We start from the raw sequence: 15,483 nt of genomic DNA on the forward strand, positions 1-15,483 counted from the left end.
GACGGTGCGTTTCGTCATGTCTGCCAGTTTCCTATCCTTGATTTCCGATTTGGAACGGACAAACTTCTTCTGTACGGCTTCATAGCCTGCGGACTTCCCGAAAAGCGAGGATTTGAACGGGTTGCCCACCTTGTTACCCTTGTCGTCCGTGACGGAATAGACCAGCCCGTGATACTCCCGTCCGCGCACGTTGCCCCTCGCTTCCTCCACCGTCATATTATATAAGGAAAGGAGCGCACGGTATTCGCCCATCGTCTGGAAACGGTACTGCCCATTCAGAGCCTTCACGGTGTTGCCTACCTGCTTCTTCACATCACCTGCCGATGCGGCCACCTTGCGCAACGGATTATCCAATCTCTGATTTTTACGTTCTGCCGGATGCAATCCGTACTTCTGTTCCAGTTCCCTGCGGATACGGTCGCTGCGGCGGTAGAGAAAATCCCGGTTGAGCCTTTTCCCGTTCTCGTCCACGTTGACCGTCACGATGTGCAGGTGGTGGCGGTCGATGTCCTCGTGCTTGAATACAAGATAAGGCTGGTTTCCGAAACCGAGTTTTTCCAGATACTCGCGGGCGATATTCTGCAACTCAATATCGGTCAGCACATCCTCCGGGTGCGGGTTGAGAGAGATATGCACCACCGGCTTCTCGATCTTCATCTGCGGTGGCAGGAAGGTGAGAAAACCCTCCATCGCCTTGCCTATGTCCACCGTTCCCGAACCGTCATTGTAGATGCGGTTGGTGGTGAGAAGCCGCCCCTGCGCCTCGTTAATCTTCTCCCCGTTGTAGGCAATCGCGCCGTACAACGAACTTCCTACACTGATTTTTGCGACCATTTTGCCTCCATTTCCCTTGAAAGTTCCACAATCCGGCGGCTCAGTTTCACGAGTTCGACGGTGTGTTGCTCTAATTTGTAGAGCAACGCCATCGCCTTTTTCTCTGAAAAATGCAGCCTCAGTTCCTTCACGACTTGGTTGTAATTCGTACCCACGGCACGGAATTGTGCATGAAAATCCGACAGTTTGGTGTAATAGTCCACCAACGTCTTGTCCACCTTCAGCACCTTGAACGGTTGCCCGAAGAAGTGCGCTTTGAGGAAAACAGACCGTGCATAGACACCCGATTTTCCGAACATGGCGAGGAAACGGTTGTGTTCCTCCTCGTTGAAACGGACGGTGTACCGGTACACCGCCGGATCAAGTTTGGGATTTCTCCCTGATTTGCTTTTCCTTTTCTCTTTCATATTACTTTGGATTTAGCGGATTGACGGCATAAGCCGCCGCTTCGGATTACAGCACCGCAGTTCTGAAAGGCTTCCCGACTTCGGAGGGAAAGCCCGCCCCCTGCAAGGGCAAGTGCTTTTCGTGGCTGCTCAAAATATTTTGAGCGGCTGAAAAGACATCTTGCTATGTTCAGGTGAACATAAAAATCCGTCGGGGACGGATTGGGGATGATTCCTTTCAAACTCCGGGCTGCGCTACCTGCGGCGTACCCTGCCGTTCGGGTGCAAAGTTACGCCCTTAAGGCGATGTCCGACAGAGGCTTGACCCGGACAATCAGTGCCAACCGGCGCAACGTGCTGCCACTTGCCGGAGAAGTGATACAAGTTCCAAAATATCCTTGTTTATTTGCAGTGTGATTCGGATGTGGGACTGAAAATACACTCCTTCCGCCGGATGTTCGGACAGCAATCCGGGCATCAATCCAAACGGTTGAAAACAGGTGTATGTATTCAGATAGTTTTCCAAGCACACGTCCGTGCGGACGGATAAAAGCATGGACGGTTGGACAAACCGATGAATACCCGCAGGCACAGCCGGATTAAGGAGTGAATAAATAAATGAATGGGAGTGCGTGCGTACGTACTAATGACAATACGCTACCGCCACCGGACAGATGTATAACCAAATAAATTATCAAAAAAATGAAAGAAGCAACTTATGTGGCAATCTCCACGCAGAAAGGTGGAGCGGGTAAGACAACCCTGACAGTGCTTGTAGCAAGCTATCTGCACTATGTGAAAGGCTACAACGTAGCCGTGGTGGACTGCGATTTCCCGCAGTACAGTATCCATGACATGCGCAAGCGTGACATGAAAGCCGTCATGGAGGACGGGCATTACAAGGTGCTGGCGTATGAGCAGCTCAAACGACTGAAGAAGAACCCGTACACCATCAGATGCAGCCGTGCGGAAGATGCGGTAAAGACCGCCGAAAATCTGGTGGCAGCGCAGCCCGACCTCGATTTCGTGTTCTTCGACCTGCCGGGAACAATCAACAATGCCGATGTGGTGCAGACCATTTCCCAAATGGACTATATCTTCACGCCCATCATCGCCGACCGTGTGGTGATGGAGAGTTCCATCAAGTTCGCCACTGTCATCAACGAACAGATGATAAGCACGGGCAAGTCCGGCATCAAAGGGATTTACCTCGTGTGGAACATGGTGGACGGACGCGAAAAGACTGAACTTTACAAGGCATACGACAAGGTCTGTGCCGAGTTCGCCCTGCCCATTCTGGAAACACATCTACCGGACAGTAAGCGCTTCCGCAAGGAGACGGCGGCAGAACGCAAGGCGGTATTCCGCTCCACGGCGTTTCCGGCGGACAAAATACTGGTACGCGGCAGCAACCTCGACAAACTCGTCGATGAGATTCTCGGCATCATCAAAAACTGAACGGCATGGCAAAGAAAACAAGAATCGAGGACATCGACAGCGAAGCCGTAATCAACTCATTTCGACTGGACGATACAAGCATTCCGCCGGAAGCGAGAAGCACGGACGGGAACGCTCCTGTCCCACCTCCGAAAGAAGCGATACAAGAAGCCGTTTCTCCACCCGCCTCGCACTCCAAAGAGGAGCCGGAACGCAGGCGCAGGAACAGCAAGCCGGAAAAATTGGATTATGACACAGTATTCATATGCGGTTCCAATATCACGGCAAGGCTCGGCAAGCAGGTCTATATCCGCAAGGAGTACCACGACCGCATACAGAAGATGCTTCATGTAATCGGAGGCAACGAAGTGACTATCGCGGCATTTCTTGACAACGTGCTGACACACCATTTCACGCTGTTCCAAGACGAGATAGCCGAATCGTTCAAACGGCACATGGAATCCTATAATTTATAAACACTCAAAAACAACAAAGAAGTATGAAAAGAACAAATAAGAACCGTCAGGCTGAGTATCTGCAAACAGGAAAGAGTGAAAGAACCGCTGTCCGTGCAGCAAAGTGTGTAACCGACTACGGGCATGAAAATACCGACGTTGACTTCCGCAAGGATAAAGGCAGAGACAAACCGCTCTCGACTTTCCTGCAAGCATCGGAAATCAAAACGCGGCAATGTATATACATCAGCCGAGAAATTCATGAGAAAGTCGCTATCGTTACCAGTCGGATGGGAAACGGTTTGAGCATCGGCAAGTTTGTGGATAACATCCTCCGCGACCATTTCCGACAATACGGGCAGCAGTACATGGAACAGATTGAAAACGCCCAAAAAGTAAGATTATGACAAAGGCGTTTTTAATCGTATCGGTTGCTTGCAACGTGTGGTTTCTGTTTCTGCTGTTCTATGACCGCATCATGGACATGAAGCTCATCCGTTTCTTCAGACATATTGCCGGGCTGTGGCGGTCATTGGACAGTACGGTGGCAGAGCAAGGAAAGGATAAGGAAATACCTCACGCAGACACCTCGGACATCATTGGCAAGAGCCGTTTCAAGATGGCATCGACCCGGACAACCGCTGCCATACCGACGCAAGAAGCCGCCACTTCGGAAAAAGGCATTGAGCTGTCGGAGGAAGAGGCTACTTTTGACGACGGAAACACGGAAACCGTCTCACGCCCGACACAAGTACCGGAGGACAAACTCGATGAAACCTTCACGAGCATCCCGCCCTCGGAACTGGAGTACGGAGAAGATGAACCGGAGGATGAAGAACCAGACAAAAAGCAGGCTTCGGGAAGTAGCTTCGAGGATATTGACATGGCAGTACACACCATACGGAAGGAATCACCATCCGATGAGGAAATGCGACACGCCGGAAAGGTCATGACGGAACTGGACGGGACAGAGCTTTTCACAAGAATAACGGAACGCCTGACCGATGAAGCAATGAGCGAGAGGATTGCAAAGGCGATGGCAGTTTTCGTGGACACGGTGAACATGACCGTGACACAACAAAAGGAAAAGGTGTTCGTGATTCCCGACAACATCGAGGAGTTCGACTTCCGAAACTATGTATAACAACTAAAAAAGAATGGAAATGAAAACGTAAAATGACGACACCCACGCGCACGGCGGTACAAGGTACAGCCAACCCGCAACGGACAGCCCCAAGTCCGTAGAAACAAACGGGCAACCACTAAAACCAAAGTAAAGTAATCAAGTATCAACCGCCCGAAAAAGGACTATCCACCCTTTGGACGGCACAAAAAAGAACAGTTTATGAACAAGAACATCAGACAAAAGTTAATCATCGCTGCGGCACTTATGATTGCCGCAACCGCCTCCGCTTTCGCACAGGGAAACGGTCTGGCTGGCATCAACGAAGCCACCTCTATGGTGAGTTCGTATTTCGACCCCGGCACGAAATTAATCTACGCCATCGGCGCGGTAGTCGGGCTTATCGGTGGCGTGAAAGTGTACGGAAAATTCTCGTCCGGAGACCCGGACACCTCGAAGACCGCCGCCTCGTGGTTCGGGGCTTGTATCTTCTTGATTGTCGCCGCCACTATCCTGCGCTCATTCTTCCTTTAATAAACAATGTATGGCTGAATACCCGATAAACAAGGGTATCGGCCGTCCGGTCGAGTTCAAGGGTTTGAAGGCTCAGTACCTCTTCATCTTCTGCGGAGGTCTGCTGGCTCTCTTCGTCCTGTTCGTCATCCTCTATATGGTCGGCATCGACCAGTGGATATGTATCGGCTTCGGCGCGGCATCGTCTTCCGTCCTCGTATGGCAGACCTTCGCGCTGAACGCCCGGTACGGCGAACACGGGCTGATGAAATTGGGAGCGGCAAGGAGCCATCCCCGATACCTTATCAACCGACGGCGGATCACCCGATTACTCAAACGGCAACGAAAGGAAGAAACGACATGAGAAATACATCCAAAATGACAACACTGGAAAACAAGTTCCCCCTGCTGGCGGTGGAGCATGGCTGCATCATCTCCAAAGACGCCGACATCACGGTGGCTTTTGAGGTGGAACTGCCGGAGCTTTACACCGTGACGGGCGCAGAGTACGAGGCGATACACGGCTGCTGGTGCAAGGCTATCAAGGTGCTGCCGTACTTCTGCGTCGTGCATAAGCAGGATTGGTTCATCAAGGAGAAATATATGCCGGAGTTACAGAAGGACGACATGAGTTTCTTGAGCCGTTCCTTTGAACGCCACTTCAACGAGCGTCCGTACCTGAAACACTCCTGCTATCTCTACTTGACCAAGACGACGAAAGAACGTAACCGTATGCAGAGCAACTTCAGTACGCTGTGCCGGGGACATATCATCCCGAAGGAGCTGGACAAGGAAACCGCCGGGAAGTTCATGGAGGCCGCCGAACAGTTCGAGCGCATCATGAACGACAGCGGCTTTGTGAGGCTGCGCCGCCTCTCCACCGACGAGATTGTCGGGACGGAGAAGTCCGCCGGGCTGATAGAGCGTTACTTCTCGCTCATGCCCGAAGGCGACACGACCTTGCAGGACATCGACCTCTCGGCAAAAGAAATGCGTATCGGTGACAACCGCCTGTGCCTGCACACCCTCTCCGACGCGGAGGATATGCCCGGAAAGGTGGCTACCGACATCCGCTACGAGAAACTCTCCACCGACCGCTCGGACTGCCGCCTCTCCTTCGCCTCCCCCGTGGGGCTGCTGCTTTCCTGCAACCACATCTATAACCAGTATGTGATTATCGACAACAGCGAGGAAAATTTGCAGAAGTTCGAGAAGTCCGCAAGGAATATGCAGTCGCTATCCCGATACAGCCGGAGCAACAGCATCAACCGCGAGTGGATAGACCAGTACCTGAACGAAGCCCATTCCTACGGGCTGACCTCGGTACGGGCGCACTTCAACGTCATGGCGTGGAGCGATGACGCGGAGGAACTGAAGCATATCAAGAACGATGTGGGCAGCCAGCTGGCAAGCATGGAGTGCGTGCCGCGCCACAATACCATCGACTGCCCGACGCTCTACTGGGCGGCGATGCCCGGCAACGCGGCGGACTTCCCGGCGGAAGAGAGTTTCCATACATTCATCGAGCAGGCGGTGTGCCTCTTCACGGAGGAAACCAACTACCGCAGTTCGCTCTCGCCCTTCGGCATCAAGATGGTGGACAGGCTTACGGGAAAACCGTTGCACCTCGACATCAGCGACCTGCCGATGAAGCGGGGTATCACGACCAACCGCAACAAGTTCGTGTTGGGTCCTTCGGGCAGCGGCAAATCCTTTTTTATGAACCACCTCGTGAGGCAATACTACGAGCAGGGTACGCACGTGGTGCTGGTGGACACGGGAAACTCCTATCAGGGCTTGTGCGAGATGATCCGGTGCAAGACAAACGGGGCGGACGGCGTGTACTTCACCTACACGGAGGAGAAACCGATTTCGTTCAACCCGTTCTACACCGATGATTACGTGTTCGACGTGGAGAAAAAGGACAGCATCAAGACATTGCTGCTGACGCTCTGGAAGTCGGAGGACGACAAAGTGACGAAGACGGAGAGCGGCGAACTGGGCAGTGCGGTGAACGCCTATATCGAGCGTATCAGGGCTGACCGGAGCATCGTCCCCTCGTTCAACACCTTCTACGAGTATATGCGCGACGACTACCGCCGCGAACTGGCGGAACGTGAGATAAAGGTGGAGAAGTCCGACTTCAACATCGACAATATGCTCACCACCATGCGGCAGTATTACCGGGACGGACGCTACGACTTCCTGCTCAACTCCACGGAGAACATCGACCTGCTCGGCAAGCGGTTCATCGTCTTCGAGATTGACAGTATAAAGGAAAATCGCGAGCTTTTCCCTGTGGTGACCATCATCATCATGGAAGCCTTCATCAACAAGATGCGCCGATTGAAAGGCGTAAGGAAACAGTTGATAGTGGAAGAGGCTTGGAAGGCTCTATCTTCGGCGAACATGGCTGAGTACCTGCGCTATATGTACAAGACCGTGCGCAAGTATTACGGGGAGGCAATCGTGGTGACGCAGGAGGTGGACGACATCATTTCCTCGCCCGTCGTCAAGGAGAGCATCATCAACAACTCCGACTGCAAGATACTCCTTGACCAGCGGAAGTACATGAACAAGTTTGATGCCATACAGTCCCTGTTGGGTCTGACGGAGAAAGAGAAGTCGCAGATACTCTCCATCAACATGGCGAACAACCCGTCAAGGCTCTACAAGGAAGTGTGGATAGGACTGGGCGGCACGCAGTCGGCGGTCTATGCCACAGAAGTTAGTGCGGAGGAATATCTGGCATACACTACTGAAGAAACGGAGAAGGTGGAGGTTTACCATCTGGCGGAGAAACTGGGCGGCGACATTGAAGCCGCCATCCGGCAGCTTGCCGAAAGGCGGAGAAACAAGGAATAGGCAATAAGTAAAAACAGATTCATCAACTAAAAAAGAAAATGCGTATGAGTATATCAAGAACGAAAATGCTGCAAGTCAGCAAGTGTTTAATCGGGCTGGCGGTCATGGTGCTGCAATCCTGCGAAACCGTGGACAACCGCCGCGACCTGCTTTGCGGAAACTGGGAGAGTGTGGAGGGAAAGCCCGACGTGCTTATCTACAAGGAGGGCGAAGCCTATAAGGTGACGGTATTCAAGCGGAGCGGCATCCGCCGCAAGCTGAAGCCGGAAACCTATCTCTTGCAGGAGGAGAACGGCAATCTGTTCATGAACACCGGATTCCGCATCGACGTGTCCTACAACGAGGCGACGGACATCCTGACCTTCTCGCCGAACGGGGACTACGTGCGTGTGAACCCGAAACCGGACCATCCGATAGGCGAGCAATAAATAATGAAATCCACTAAAATCCAAAGTAACATGAGAACAAGAATAACACTTATTATCTGCCTGTGCCTGTTTGCAGTCGGCAGGGCAAGCGCACAGTGGGCGGTGATAGACCCGTCCAACATCGCGCAGAGCATCGTGAACACCTCGAAGAACGTGGTACACACTTCCACGACCGCCCAAAATATGATAAAAAATTTTCAAGAGACCGTGAAGATTTACGAACAGGGCAAGAAGTATTACGACGCACTCAAATCCGTGAACAATCTGGTAAAGGACGCCCGGAAGGTGCAGCAGACCATCCTGATGGTGGGTGACATCACCGACACCTATGTGACCAGTTTCCAGAAGATGATGCGTGACGACAACTTCACGGTGGAGGAACTGGGAGCCATCGCCTTTGGCTACACCAAGTTATTGGAGGAATCCAACGATGTGCTGACGGAACTGAAGAATGTGGTGAATATCACCACGCTCTCCATGACGGACAAGGAGCGCATGGACGTGGTGGAACGCTGCTACTCCAAAATGAAGCGTTACCGCAACCTCGTGAGCTACTACACCAACAAGAACATTAGCGTGAGTTACCTGCGTGCGAAGAAGAAAAACGACCTTGACCGCATCATGGGGCTGTACGGGAACATGAACGAAAGATATTGGTAGCCTATGAATTTCGACAACCTTCACCAAATTCTGCGCTCGCTCTACGAACAGATGATGCCGCTATGCGGGGACATGGCGGGCGTGGCGAAAGGCATCGCCGGGCTGGGCGCACTCTTTTATGTGGCCTACCGGGTATGGCAGTCGCTGGCGAGAGCCGAACCGATAGACGTGTTCCCTATGCTCCGCCCGTTCGCTATCGGTCTGTGCATCATGTTCTTTCCGACGGTGGTACTGGGTACGATAAACAGCATCATGTCGCCCGTCGTGCAGGGTACGGCAAAGATGCTGGAGGCGGAAACGCTGGACATGAACCGATACCGTGAGCAGAAGGACAAACTGGAGTACGAAGCGATGATGCGCAATCCCGAAACCGCCTACCTCGTGTCAAATGAGGAGTTTGACAAACAACTGGAAGAACTGGGCTGGTCGCCCGGCGACATGGTGACGATGGCGGGGATGTACATCGAGCGCGGGATGTACAACATGAAGAAGGGCATCCGCGACTTCTTCCGCGAGATACTGGAACTGATGTTCCAAGCCGCCGCCCTCGTGATAGACACCATCCGCACGTTCTTCCTCGTGGTGCTGGCGATACTCGGTCCGATAGCCTTCGCCATATCGGTGTGGGACGGCTTCCAAAGCACGCTTACACAGTGGATATGCCGCTACATACAGGTCTATCTGTGGCTGCCCGTGTCGGATATGTTCAGCACCATACTGGCGAAGATACAGGTGCTGATGCTGCAAAGCGACATCGAACGGATGCAGGCTGACCCGAACTTCTCGCTGGATTCGAGCGACGGGGTGTACATCGTCTTCATGATAATCGGCATCATTGGTTACTTCACCATCCCCACGGTAGCAGGCTGGATTATCCAAGCCGGAGGCATGGGAAGCTACGGTCGCAACGTGAACCAGACGGCAGGACGAGCCGGAAGCATGGCGGGCAGCGTGGCGGGCGCAGCCGCAGGAAACGTGGTCGGACGTGCCGGGAAACTACTGAAATAATCAACTGACAATTAAAAACGAATAAACAACAATGGAATTTAAGTCACTTAAAAACATCGAATCATCGTTCAGGCAGATACGCCTGTTCGGTATCGTCTTCCTCTCGTTGTGTGCCGTAATAACGGTATGGAGCGTCTGGAGTTCCTACCGCTTCGCGGAGCGGCAACGGGAAAAGATTTACGTGCTGGACAACGGCAAGTCGCTGATGCTGGCTCTCTCGCAGGACTTGTCGCAGAACCGTCCGGCGGAGGCAAGGGAACACGTGCGCCGTTTCCACGAGCTGTTCTTCACGCTCTCACCCGAAAAGAGCGCGATAGAGCATAATGTGAAACGCGCCCTGCTATTAGCGGACAAAAGCGTGTACAACTACTATTCGGACTTCGCCGAGAAAGGGTACTACAACCGCATCATCGCCGGGAACATCAACCAAGTGCTGAAGGTGGACAGCGTGGTGTGCGACTTCAACGGCTATCCCTACCGTGCCGTGACCTACGCCACGCAGAAGATCATCCGGCAGAGCAACGTCACCGAGCGCAGCCTCGTGACCACGTGCCGCCTTTTGAACTCGTCCCGTTCGGACGACAATCCCAACGGTTTCACCATCGAGGGCTTCACCATCATCGAGAACAAGGATTTACAAACCATCAAAAGGTAACGGACATGAAGAAAATCAGAAAATCATTTTGGCGTGCGTACTGGAAGCTCCACGACAAAAAGAAAATGCTGGTGGCAAGGCTCAAAGGCTATCTGGACGGTTTGCCCCCGAAAACACGCAAGCGCATCGTGCTGGCGATGCTCGCCGCCTTCACGGTGCTTGCCCTTTACACCTTCGGCAAAGCTGTCTATGACATCGGCAGGAATGACGGCAGCCGGATAGTAACAGACCATGCCGGACAGGTGGAACTGTCCGTAAAGCCGGAAAACAATCATAATGTAATACCTTATTTATATGGAACAGACGAAGAATGAACCTAAAAACGAGAACAAGGCGGCTCCCGACAACGGGAAACCGAAGAAGGAGCGCAAGCCGCTGACCGAAGCCCAAAGGCTGAAACGTCAGAAAATGATAGTGCTGCCCGCTATGGTGCTGGTATTCATCGGTGCTATGTGGCTGATATTCGCCCCGTCTTCCGACAAGGAGCAGCAACCGGGAACGGGTGGTTACAATATCGAAATGCCCGACGCTGACAAGGCGAACCGTCAGATCATCGGCGACAAGGTGAAAGCCTACGAACAGGGGGCGATGGAGGAACGGCAGGAGAACCGCAGCCGCACCATGCAGGAGCTGGGCTATATGTTCGACCGCGAAGTGGCGGAAACGGATAGCGGCAGGGACTTCGACCTTGCCAATCCCGGAGGCATGGAAGAGAATGTGAAGTCCGCCCCGAAGACCATCCAATCATCCGCAGCCGCCTACCGCGACCTCAATGCAACGCTCGGCAACTTCTACGAGCAGCCAAAGAACGACAATGCGGATATGGACGAACTGTTAGAGCGTATCGCCTCGCTGGAATCGGAACTGGAAACCGAGAAAGGCAAGGCATCCGCTATGGATGACCAAGTGGCACTCATGGAGAAGTCCTATGAACTGGCGGCGAAGTACATGGGCGGGCAGAACGGCACACAGCCACCTGTCGGACAGGCGGCAGAGCCTTACCCCGTGCAGAAAGCCGGAAAGAACACGGCTGCACCTGTCAGGCAGGTAACGCATCAGGTGGTATCTTCGCTCTCACAGCCGATGAGCAACGCTGAGTTTGTCGCCTCCTTCTCGCAGGAGCGCAACCGCAGTTTCAATACGGCGGTGGGTGTCACGACTGTATCGGACAGGAACACCATATCGGCGTGTGTCTATGGGGCGCAGAGTGTGACTGACGGGCAGGCGGTAAGATTACGGCTGCTGGAGCCGATGGCAGTGGCGGACAAAATCATACCCCGCAATGCAGTGGTGGTAGGCACGGCAAAGATTCAGGGCGAACGACTCGATATTGAAATTACTTCGCTGGAGTACGCAGGTACGATTATCCCGGTAGAACTGGCGGTGTATGACACGGACGGACAGCCCGGCATCTTCATTCCAAACTCGATGGAGATGAACGCCGTCAGGGAGGTTGCCGCCAACATGGGCGGCTCGCTGGGCAGCAGCATTAATATCTCCACCAACGCAGGGGCGCAGCTCGCCTCCGACTTGGGCAAGGGGCTGATACAAGGCACGAGCCAGTATATCGCCAAGAAGATGCGTACCGTCAAGGTGCATCTGAAATCCGGATACAAGGTCATGCTATATCAGGACAGAGATTGAAAACAATAACAATCAACGACTAAAAAAACAACAACCAAATTTTTATTTACCACTAAAATCCAAAGTAGAATGAAAAAAGTAATCATCATGTTTGCCCTCGCTATGGGCATCATAACTGCCAACGCGCAGGAGAACGTAACCGTTGGAGAGAACAACGGAAGTGAACCGACGAACGAAGCGAGAGCAGAGACAAGCTCGCTTGACTATGCCTCGCAAGGAGGAGGAAGGCAAAGCCAACAACCGACCTTGACAAAGGAGGTCTATCCGCAGAAGGAGGCGGACGGCGATCTGTATCACGGGCTGACAAAGAAGCTGACCTTCGACCGCATGGTTCCCCCGCACGGATTGGAAGTGACCTACGACAAGACCGTCCACGTCATTTTCCCCTCGGAGGTGCGCTACGTCGATTTAGGCTCGCCCGACATGATTGCGGGTAAAGCCGACGGAGCGGAGAACGTCATCCGCGTGAAAGCTACCGTGCGTAACTTCCCGAACGAAACCAATATGTCGGTAATCACGGAGGACGGGAGTTTCTATACTTTTAACGTGAAGTACGCCTCCGAACCGCTGCTTCTCAACGTGGAGATGTGCGACTTCATCCATGACGGCGAGAAGGTGAACCGCCCGAACAACGCGCAGGAAATCTACCTGAAGGAACTGGGCAGCGAAAGCCCGATGCTGGTGCGCCTTATCATGAAGTCCATCCACAAGCAGAACAAGCGTGAGGTGAAGCACATCGGCTGCAAGCGATTCGGCATCCAGTACCTGCTGAAAGGTATCTACACGCATAATGGGTTACTCTATTTCCACACGGAGATAAAGAACCAGAGCAACGTGCCTTTCGATGTGGACTACATCACATGGAAAATCGTGGACAAGAAGGTGGCGAAGCGTACCGCCGTGCAGGAGCAGATTATCCTGCCGCTCCGTGCGCAGAATTACGCCACACTCGTGCCGGGCAAGAAGAGCGAGCGCACGGTATTCACGATGGCGAAGTTCACCATTCCCGACGACAAATGCCTCGTGGTGGAACTCAACGAGAAGAACGGGGGGCGTCACCAGTCTTTCGTGATTGAAAACGAGGACTTGGTACGTGCCAATACCATCAACGAACTTCAAGTGCGCTGACCATGAGAAAGTACATCGCAATAATCATCGTGTCGCTTGCCCTGTTCACGGGGCAGGCGCACGCCCAGCGATGCCTGCCGAAGATGCAGGGCATCGAATTGAGAGCTAACCTTGTGGACGGTATGCGTTTAAGTGGCAACAATGGCGGTTACAGTTTCGGGGCGGCTCTCTCCACCTACACGAAGAACGGTAACAAGTGGGTGTTCGGTGGCGAATACCTCTTGAAGAACAACCCGTACAAGGATACCGCCATACCTGTGGCGCAGTTCACGGCGGAGGGCGGTTATTATTTCAAGATACTCTCCGACGCCCGTAAAATAGTGTTCGTCTATGCGGGGGCTTCGGCTCTCGCCGGATATGAGTCGGTGAATTGGGGCGAGAAAGTGCTGCATGACGGCTCCACGCTCCATGACCGGGACGCCTTCATCTACGGCGGTGCGCTGACGCTCGATGTGGAGTTTTACGTGGCTGACCGTATCGCCCTGCTCGCCAACCTCCGGGAGCGCCTGCTGTGGGGTGGCGACACACGGAAGTTCCATACGCAGTTCGGGGCGGGCGTCAAGATAATCATCAACTGACACGTCGCATGGAACGGACGGACATTGAGAATATGAGGCAGATACCCATTGCGGACTTTCTCGCACGGCTGGGACATGAGCCTGTCCGAAGGAGCGGAAACGAGCTGTGGTATCGTGCGCCATACCGCAGTGAACGCACGCCCTCCTTCCGTGTGAACGTGGCGAAACAGCTCTGGTACGACTTCGGCTTGGGCAAGGGCGGCGACATCTTCACGCTTGTCGGGGAGTTTACCCGAAGCGGGGATTTCATGGCGCAGGCGAGATTCATAGCGGAAACCGCCCGTATGCCGCTTGCCGCAGCAGAAAAGCCGTTGTACCTGCCGGAACCGTCCGAACCTGCCTTTGAGGGAGTGGAAGCCGTCCCGCTGCTCCGCTCTCCGCTGACGGAGTATTTGAAGGAAAGAGGCATCCCTTATGCCGTTGCATCCCGCCACTGCTGCCGCCTGAACTACGGCGTGCGTGGTAAGCGGTACTTTGCCGTCGGCTTTCCGAACGTGTCGGGCGGCTATGAAACCCGAAGCCGCCGTTTCAAGGGTTGCGTACCACCAAAGGACGTGTCGCTGGTCAAGGCGGGGGACATCCCGGCGGACGTGTGCAGCGTGTTCGAGGGCTTTATGGACTTCCTGTCCGCCGTCACGCTCGGTTTGGCAACGGGTGACTGCCTTGTGCTGAACTCCGTCGCCAACGTGGAAAAGGCTTTGAAACATCTGGACGGGTACGAGCGCATCGACTGTTACCTCGACCGAGACGAAGCCGGACGCAGGGCAATGGAAGCCCTGCGGACACGCTACGGAGGAAAGGTGACAGACCGTTCCGGCATCTATCAAGGCTGCAAGGACTTGAACGAGTACCTGCAACAAGTATCAAGAAAACAACAAAAGAACAACAATCTAAAAATCAAAGAATAATGAACATACTGAACAACAAGAACAAGAGAACATCAATCTTCAAGGCGTTGGCACTCTGCCTGTTCGCCGCAGTGTCATTCACATTCGTATCGTGCGACGACGATATGGACATCCAGCAATCCTATCCCTTCACGGTGGAAACCATGCCCGTGCCGAACAAGGTCACAAAGGGGCAGACGGTGGAAATCCGCTGTGAGCTGAAGAAAACGGGCGATTTCGCCAATACCCTCTATACCATCCGGTATTTCCAGTTCGAGGGTGAGGGCACACTGAAAATGGACAACGGCATCACTTTCCTGCCCAATGACCGCTACCTGCTCGAAAACGAGAAGTTCCGGCTGTACTACACGGCGCAAGGTGACGAGGCGCACAACTTCATCGTGGTAGTGGAGGACAATTTCGGCAACTCCTATGAGTTGGAATTTGACTTCAACAACCGAAACGTGAAGGATGACGGGGTTATCACTGTTGTCCCCATCGGGAACTTCAAGCCCTTTACACGATGATGCGTGTATTCATGGCTATCCTCTGTTCGCTTCTGGCGGTCTGTTCCGTGTCCGCACGGAACAGACGCCATGAGGGAACGGACGGGCAGGCGGCTATCTACCGGCTGCCACCATTTGAGAGGGCGGTGCGATGCACGAAGTATTTTGAGGGCTGGCATTCGGAAAAACATCACCCGTATGTAGGATATGGACATCGGTTGCAGCCGGGGGAAAGGTATTCGGCACGCACCATGACGAAGCGGCAGGCGGACGCGCTTCTGCGAAAAGACCTGCGGAAGTTCTGCGCGATGTTCCAGCAGTTCGGGAAGGATTCGCTTCTGTTATCCGAAATTTCGGATAATAAAAGTTATCCAAA

At 53.5% G+C, this 15,483-nt stretch carries 21 protein-coding genes; 18 read left to right on the plus strand and 3 right to left on the minus strand.

The genetic code is table 11. The features are described from left to right. The 3 genes from mobB to DW205_RS22910 form a co-directional block, all read right to left on the minus strand. On the minus strand, nt 1–834 hold an 834-nt coding region (gene mobB, locus DW205_RS20485), incomplete at its 3' end, for a conjugal transfer protein MobB (protein WP_121963149.1). Continuing rightward, a complete protein-coding gene (gene mobA, locus DW205_RS20490; protein ID WP_004291488.1) occupies nt 813–1,241 on the minus strand; it encodes a conjugal transfer protein MobA in 429 nt (142 codons plus the stop codon). The genes mobB and mobA, both read right to left, overlap by 22 nt. 269 nt (nt 1,242–1,510) lie before the next feature. Continuing rightward, on the minus strand, nt 1,511–1,690 hold the full coding sequence (locus DW205_RS22910) for a hypothetical protein (protein WP_074668551.1): 180 nt from the start codon (nt 1,688–1,690) through the stop codon (nt 1,511–1,513). 232 nt (nt 1,691–1,922) lie between these two features. Here DW205_RS22910 and DW205_RS20505 point away from each other — a divergent pair, with 232 nt between their 5' ends. From DW205_RS20505 to DW205_RS20590, 18 genes are all read left to right on the plus strand, one after another. Continuing rightward, nucleotides 1,923–2,678 carry a ParA family protein gene (locus DW205_RS20505; protein WP_005643916.1) on the plus strand — a complete coding sequence of 252 codons (756 nt, stop codon included), beginning with the start codon at nt 1,923–1,925 and terminating at the stop codon, nt 2,676–2,678. A gap of 5 nt (nt 2,679–2,683) precedes the next feature. Beyond that, nucleotides 2,684–3,133 (plus strand): DUF3408 domain-containing protein, encoded by a 450-nt coding sequence (locus DW205_RS20510; protein WP_004311202.1) that lies wholly within the window; start codon nt 2,684–2,686, stop codon nt 3,131–3,133. Then, nucleotides 3,130–3,519: a DUF3408 domain-containing protein gene (locus DW205_RS20515; RefSeq protein WP_299338276.1), complete on the plus strand. Its 390-nt coding sequence runs from the start codon at nt 3,130–3,132 to the stop codon at nt 3,517–3,519. Before DW205_RS20510 ends, DW205_RS20515 begins: the two co-directional genes overlap by 4 nt. Beyond that, nucleotides 3,516–4,256, plus strand: coding sequence for a hypothetical protein (locus tag DW205_RS20520; protein ID WP_032595736.1), 741 nt, complete (start codon nt 3,516–3,518; stop codon nt 4,254–4,256). Before DW205_RS20515 ends, DW205_RS20520 begins: the two co-directional genes overlap by 4 nt. A 201-nt stretch (nt 4,257–4,457) precedes the next feature. After that, on the plus strand, nt 4,458–4,769 hold the full coding sequence (locus tag DW205_RS20525) for a DUF4134 domain-containing protein (RefSeq protein WP_004311205.1): 312 nt from the start codon (nt 4,458–4,460) through the stop codon (nt 4,767–4,769). A 10-nt stretch (nt 4,770–4,779) separates the two neighbouring features. After that, entirely contained in the window at nt 4,780–5,112 is a 333-nt protein-coding gene (locus DW205_RS20530; RefSeq protein WP_004311206.1) for a DUF4133 domain-containing protein, read from the plus strand. Further along, nucleotides 5,109–7,613: a TraG family conjugative transposon ATPase gene (locus DW205_RS20535; protein WP_032602478.1), complete on the plus strand. Its 2,505-nt coding sequence runs from the start codon at nt 5,109–5,111 to the stop codon at nt 7,611–7,613. The genes DW205_RS20530 and DW205_RS20535 overlap by 4 nt, the downstream gene beginning before the upstream one ends. A gap of 44 nt (nt 7,614–7,657) precedes the next feature. Then, nucleotides 7,658–8,041 (plus strand): DUF3876 domain-containing protein, encoded by a 384-nt coding sequence (locus DW205_RS20540; RefSeq protein ID WP_008781206.1) that lies wholly within the window; start codon nt 7,658–7,660, stop codon nt 8,039–8,041. Nucleotides 8,042–8,071: 30 nt separating this feature from the next. After that, on the plus strand, nt 8,072–8,701 hold the full coding sequence (locus tag DW205_RS20545) for a DUF4141 domain-containing protein (RefSeq protein WP_004308927.1): 630 nt from the start codon (nt 8,072–8,074) through the stop codon (nt 8,699–8,701). 3 nt (nt 8,702–8,704) lie between these two features. Continuing rightward, nucleotides 8,705–9,709, plus strand: coding sequence for a conjugative transposon protein TraJ (gene traJ / locus DW205_RS20550; RefSeq protein WP_005643924.1), 1,005 nt, complete (start codon nt 8,705–8,707; stop codon nt 9,707–9,709). A gap of 31 nt (nt 9,710–9,740) precedes the next feature. Further along, a complete protein-coding gene (gene traK / locus DW205_RS20555) occupies nt 9,741–10,364 on the plus strand; it encodes a conjugative transposon protein TraK (RefSeq protein WP_004308925.1) in 624 nt (207 codons plus the stop codon). A 5-nt stretch (nt 10,365–10,369) separates the two neighbouring features. Further along, on the plus strand, nt 10,370–10,678 hold the full coding sequence (locus DW205_RS20560; RefSeq protein ID WP_005643926.1) for a TraL conjugative transposon family protein: 309 nt from the start codon (nt 10,370–10,372) through the stop codon (nt 10,676–10,678). Continuing rightward, entirely contained in the window at nt 10,659–12,008 is a 1,350-nt protein-coding gene (traM, locus tag DW205_RS20565; protein WP_005643927.1) for a conjugative transposon protein TraM, read from the plus strand. Before DW205_RS20560 ends, traM begins: the two co-directional genes overlap by 20 nt. A gap of 69 nt (nt 12,009–12,077) precedes the next feature. Further along, nucleotides 12,078–13,136, plus strand: coding sequence for a conjugative transposon protein TraN (gene traN / locus DW205_RS20570; RefSeq protein WP_121963148.1), 1,059 nt, complete (start codon nt 12,078–12,080; stop codon nt 13,134–13,136). A gap of 2 nt (nt 13,137–13,138) precedes the next feature. Continuing rightward, the gene (locus tag DW205_RS20575) at nt 13,139–13,714 is read left to right on the plus strand and encodes a conjugal transfer protein TraO (RefSeq protein WP_032588474.1); all 576 of its coding nucleotides are present in this window, start codon (nt 13,139–13,141) and stop codon (nt 13,712–13,714) included. Nucleotides 13,715–13,722: 8 nt separating this feature from the next. Next, nucleotides 13,723–14,622, plus strand: coding sequence for a toprim domain-containing protein (locus DW205_RS20580; protein WP_004310298.1), 900 nt, complete (start codon nt 13,723–13,725; stop codon nt 14,620–14,622). Then, nucleotides 14,622–15,128 (plus strand): DUF3872 domain-containing protein, encoded by a 507-nt coding sequence (locus DW205_RS20585; RefSeq protein ID WP_032595742.1) that lies wholly within the window; start codon nt 14,622–14,624, stop codon nt 15,126–15,128. Before DW205_RS20580 ends, DW205_RS20585 begins: the two co-directional genes overlap by 1 nt. After that, nucleotides 15,125–15,483, plus strand: a 359-nt coding sequence (locus DW205_RS20590) for a hypothetical protein (protein WP_121963150.1), incomplete at its 3' end; no start/stop codon positions are given. The genes DW205_RS20585 and DW205_RS20590, both read left to right, overlap by 4 nt.

It is taken from the genome of Parabacteroides sp. AM17-47 (genome assembly GCF_003434625.1).
In the GTDB taxonomy this organism is placed as follows: domain Bacteria; phylum Bacteroidota; class Bacteroidia; order Bacteroidales; family Tannerellaceae; genus Parabacteroides; species Parabacteroides distasonis.

Coding starts and splice junctions, on each gene's coding strand:
- traK (WP_004308925.1), top strand. CDS start 9,741: ATGGAATTTAAGTCACTTAAAAACATCGAATCATCGTTCAGGCAGATA.
- traN (WP_121963148.1), top strand. CDS start 12,078: ATGAAAAAAGTAATCATCATGTTTGCCCTCGCTATGGGCATCATAACT.
- DW205_RS20520 (WP_032595736.1), top strand. CDS start 3,516: ATGACAAAGGCGTTTTTAATCGTATCGGTTGCTTGCAACGTGTGGTTT.
- traJ (WP_005643924.1), top strand. CDS start 8,705: ATGAATTTCGACAACCTTCACCAAATTCTGCGCTCGCTCTACGAACAG.
- DW205_RS20525 (WP_004311205.1), top strand. CDS start 4,458: ATGAACAAGAACATCAGACAAAAGTTAATCATCGCTGCGGCACTTATG.
- mobA (WP_004291488.1), bottom strand. CDS start 1,241: ATGAAAGAGAAAAGGAAAAGCAAATCAGGGAGAAATCCCAAACTTGAT.
- traM (WP_005643927.1), top strand. CDS start 10,659: ATGGAACAGACGAAGAATGAACCTAAAAACGAGAACAAGGCGGCTCCC.
- DW205_RS20530 (WP_004311206.1), top strand. CDS start 4,780: ATGGCTGAATACCCGATAAACAAGGGTATCGGCCGTCCGGTCGAGTTC.
- DW205_RS20545 (WP_004308927.1), top strand. CDS start 8,072: ATGAGAACAAGAATAACACTTATTATCTGCCTGTGCCTGTTTGCAGTC.
- DW205_RS20585 (WP_032595742.1), top strand. CDS start 14,622: ATGAACATACTGAACAACAAGAACAAGAGAACATCAATCTTCAAGGCG.
- DW205_RS20575 (WP_032588474.1), top strand. CDS start 13,139: ATGAGAAAGTACATCGCAATAATCATCGTGTCGCTTGCCCTGTTCACG.
- DW205_RS20580 (WP_004310298.1), top strand. CDS start 13,723: ATGGAACGGACGGACATTGAGAATATGAGGCAGATACCCATTGCGGAC.
- DW205_RS20535 (WP_032602478.1), top strand. CDS start 5,109: ATGAGAAATACATCCAAAATGACAACACTGGAAAACAAGTTCCCCCTG.
- DW205_RS20560 (WP_005643926.1), top strand. CDS start 10,370: ATGAAGAAAATCAGAAAATCATTTTGGCGTGCGTACTGGAAGCTCCAC.
- DW205_RS20540 (WP_008781206.1), top strand. CDS start 7,658: ATGAGTATATCAAGAACGAAAATGCTGCAAGTCAGCAAGTGTTTAATC.
- DW205_RS20505 (WP_005643916.1), top strand. CDS start 1,923: ATGAAAGAAGCAACTTATGTGGCAATCTCCACGCAGAAAGGTGGAGCG.
- DW205_RS20510 (WP_004311202.1), top strand. CDS start 2,684: ATGGCAAAGAAAACAAGAATCGAGGACATCGACAGCGAAGCCGTAATC.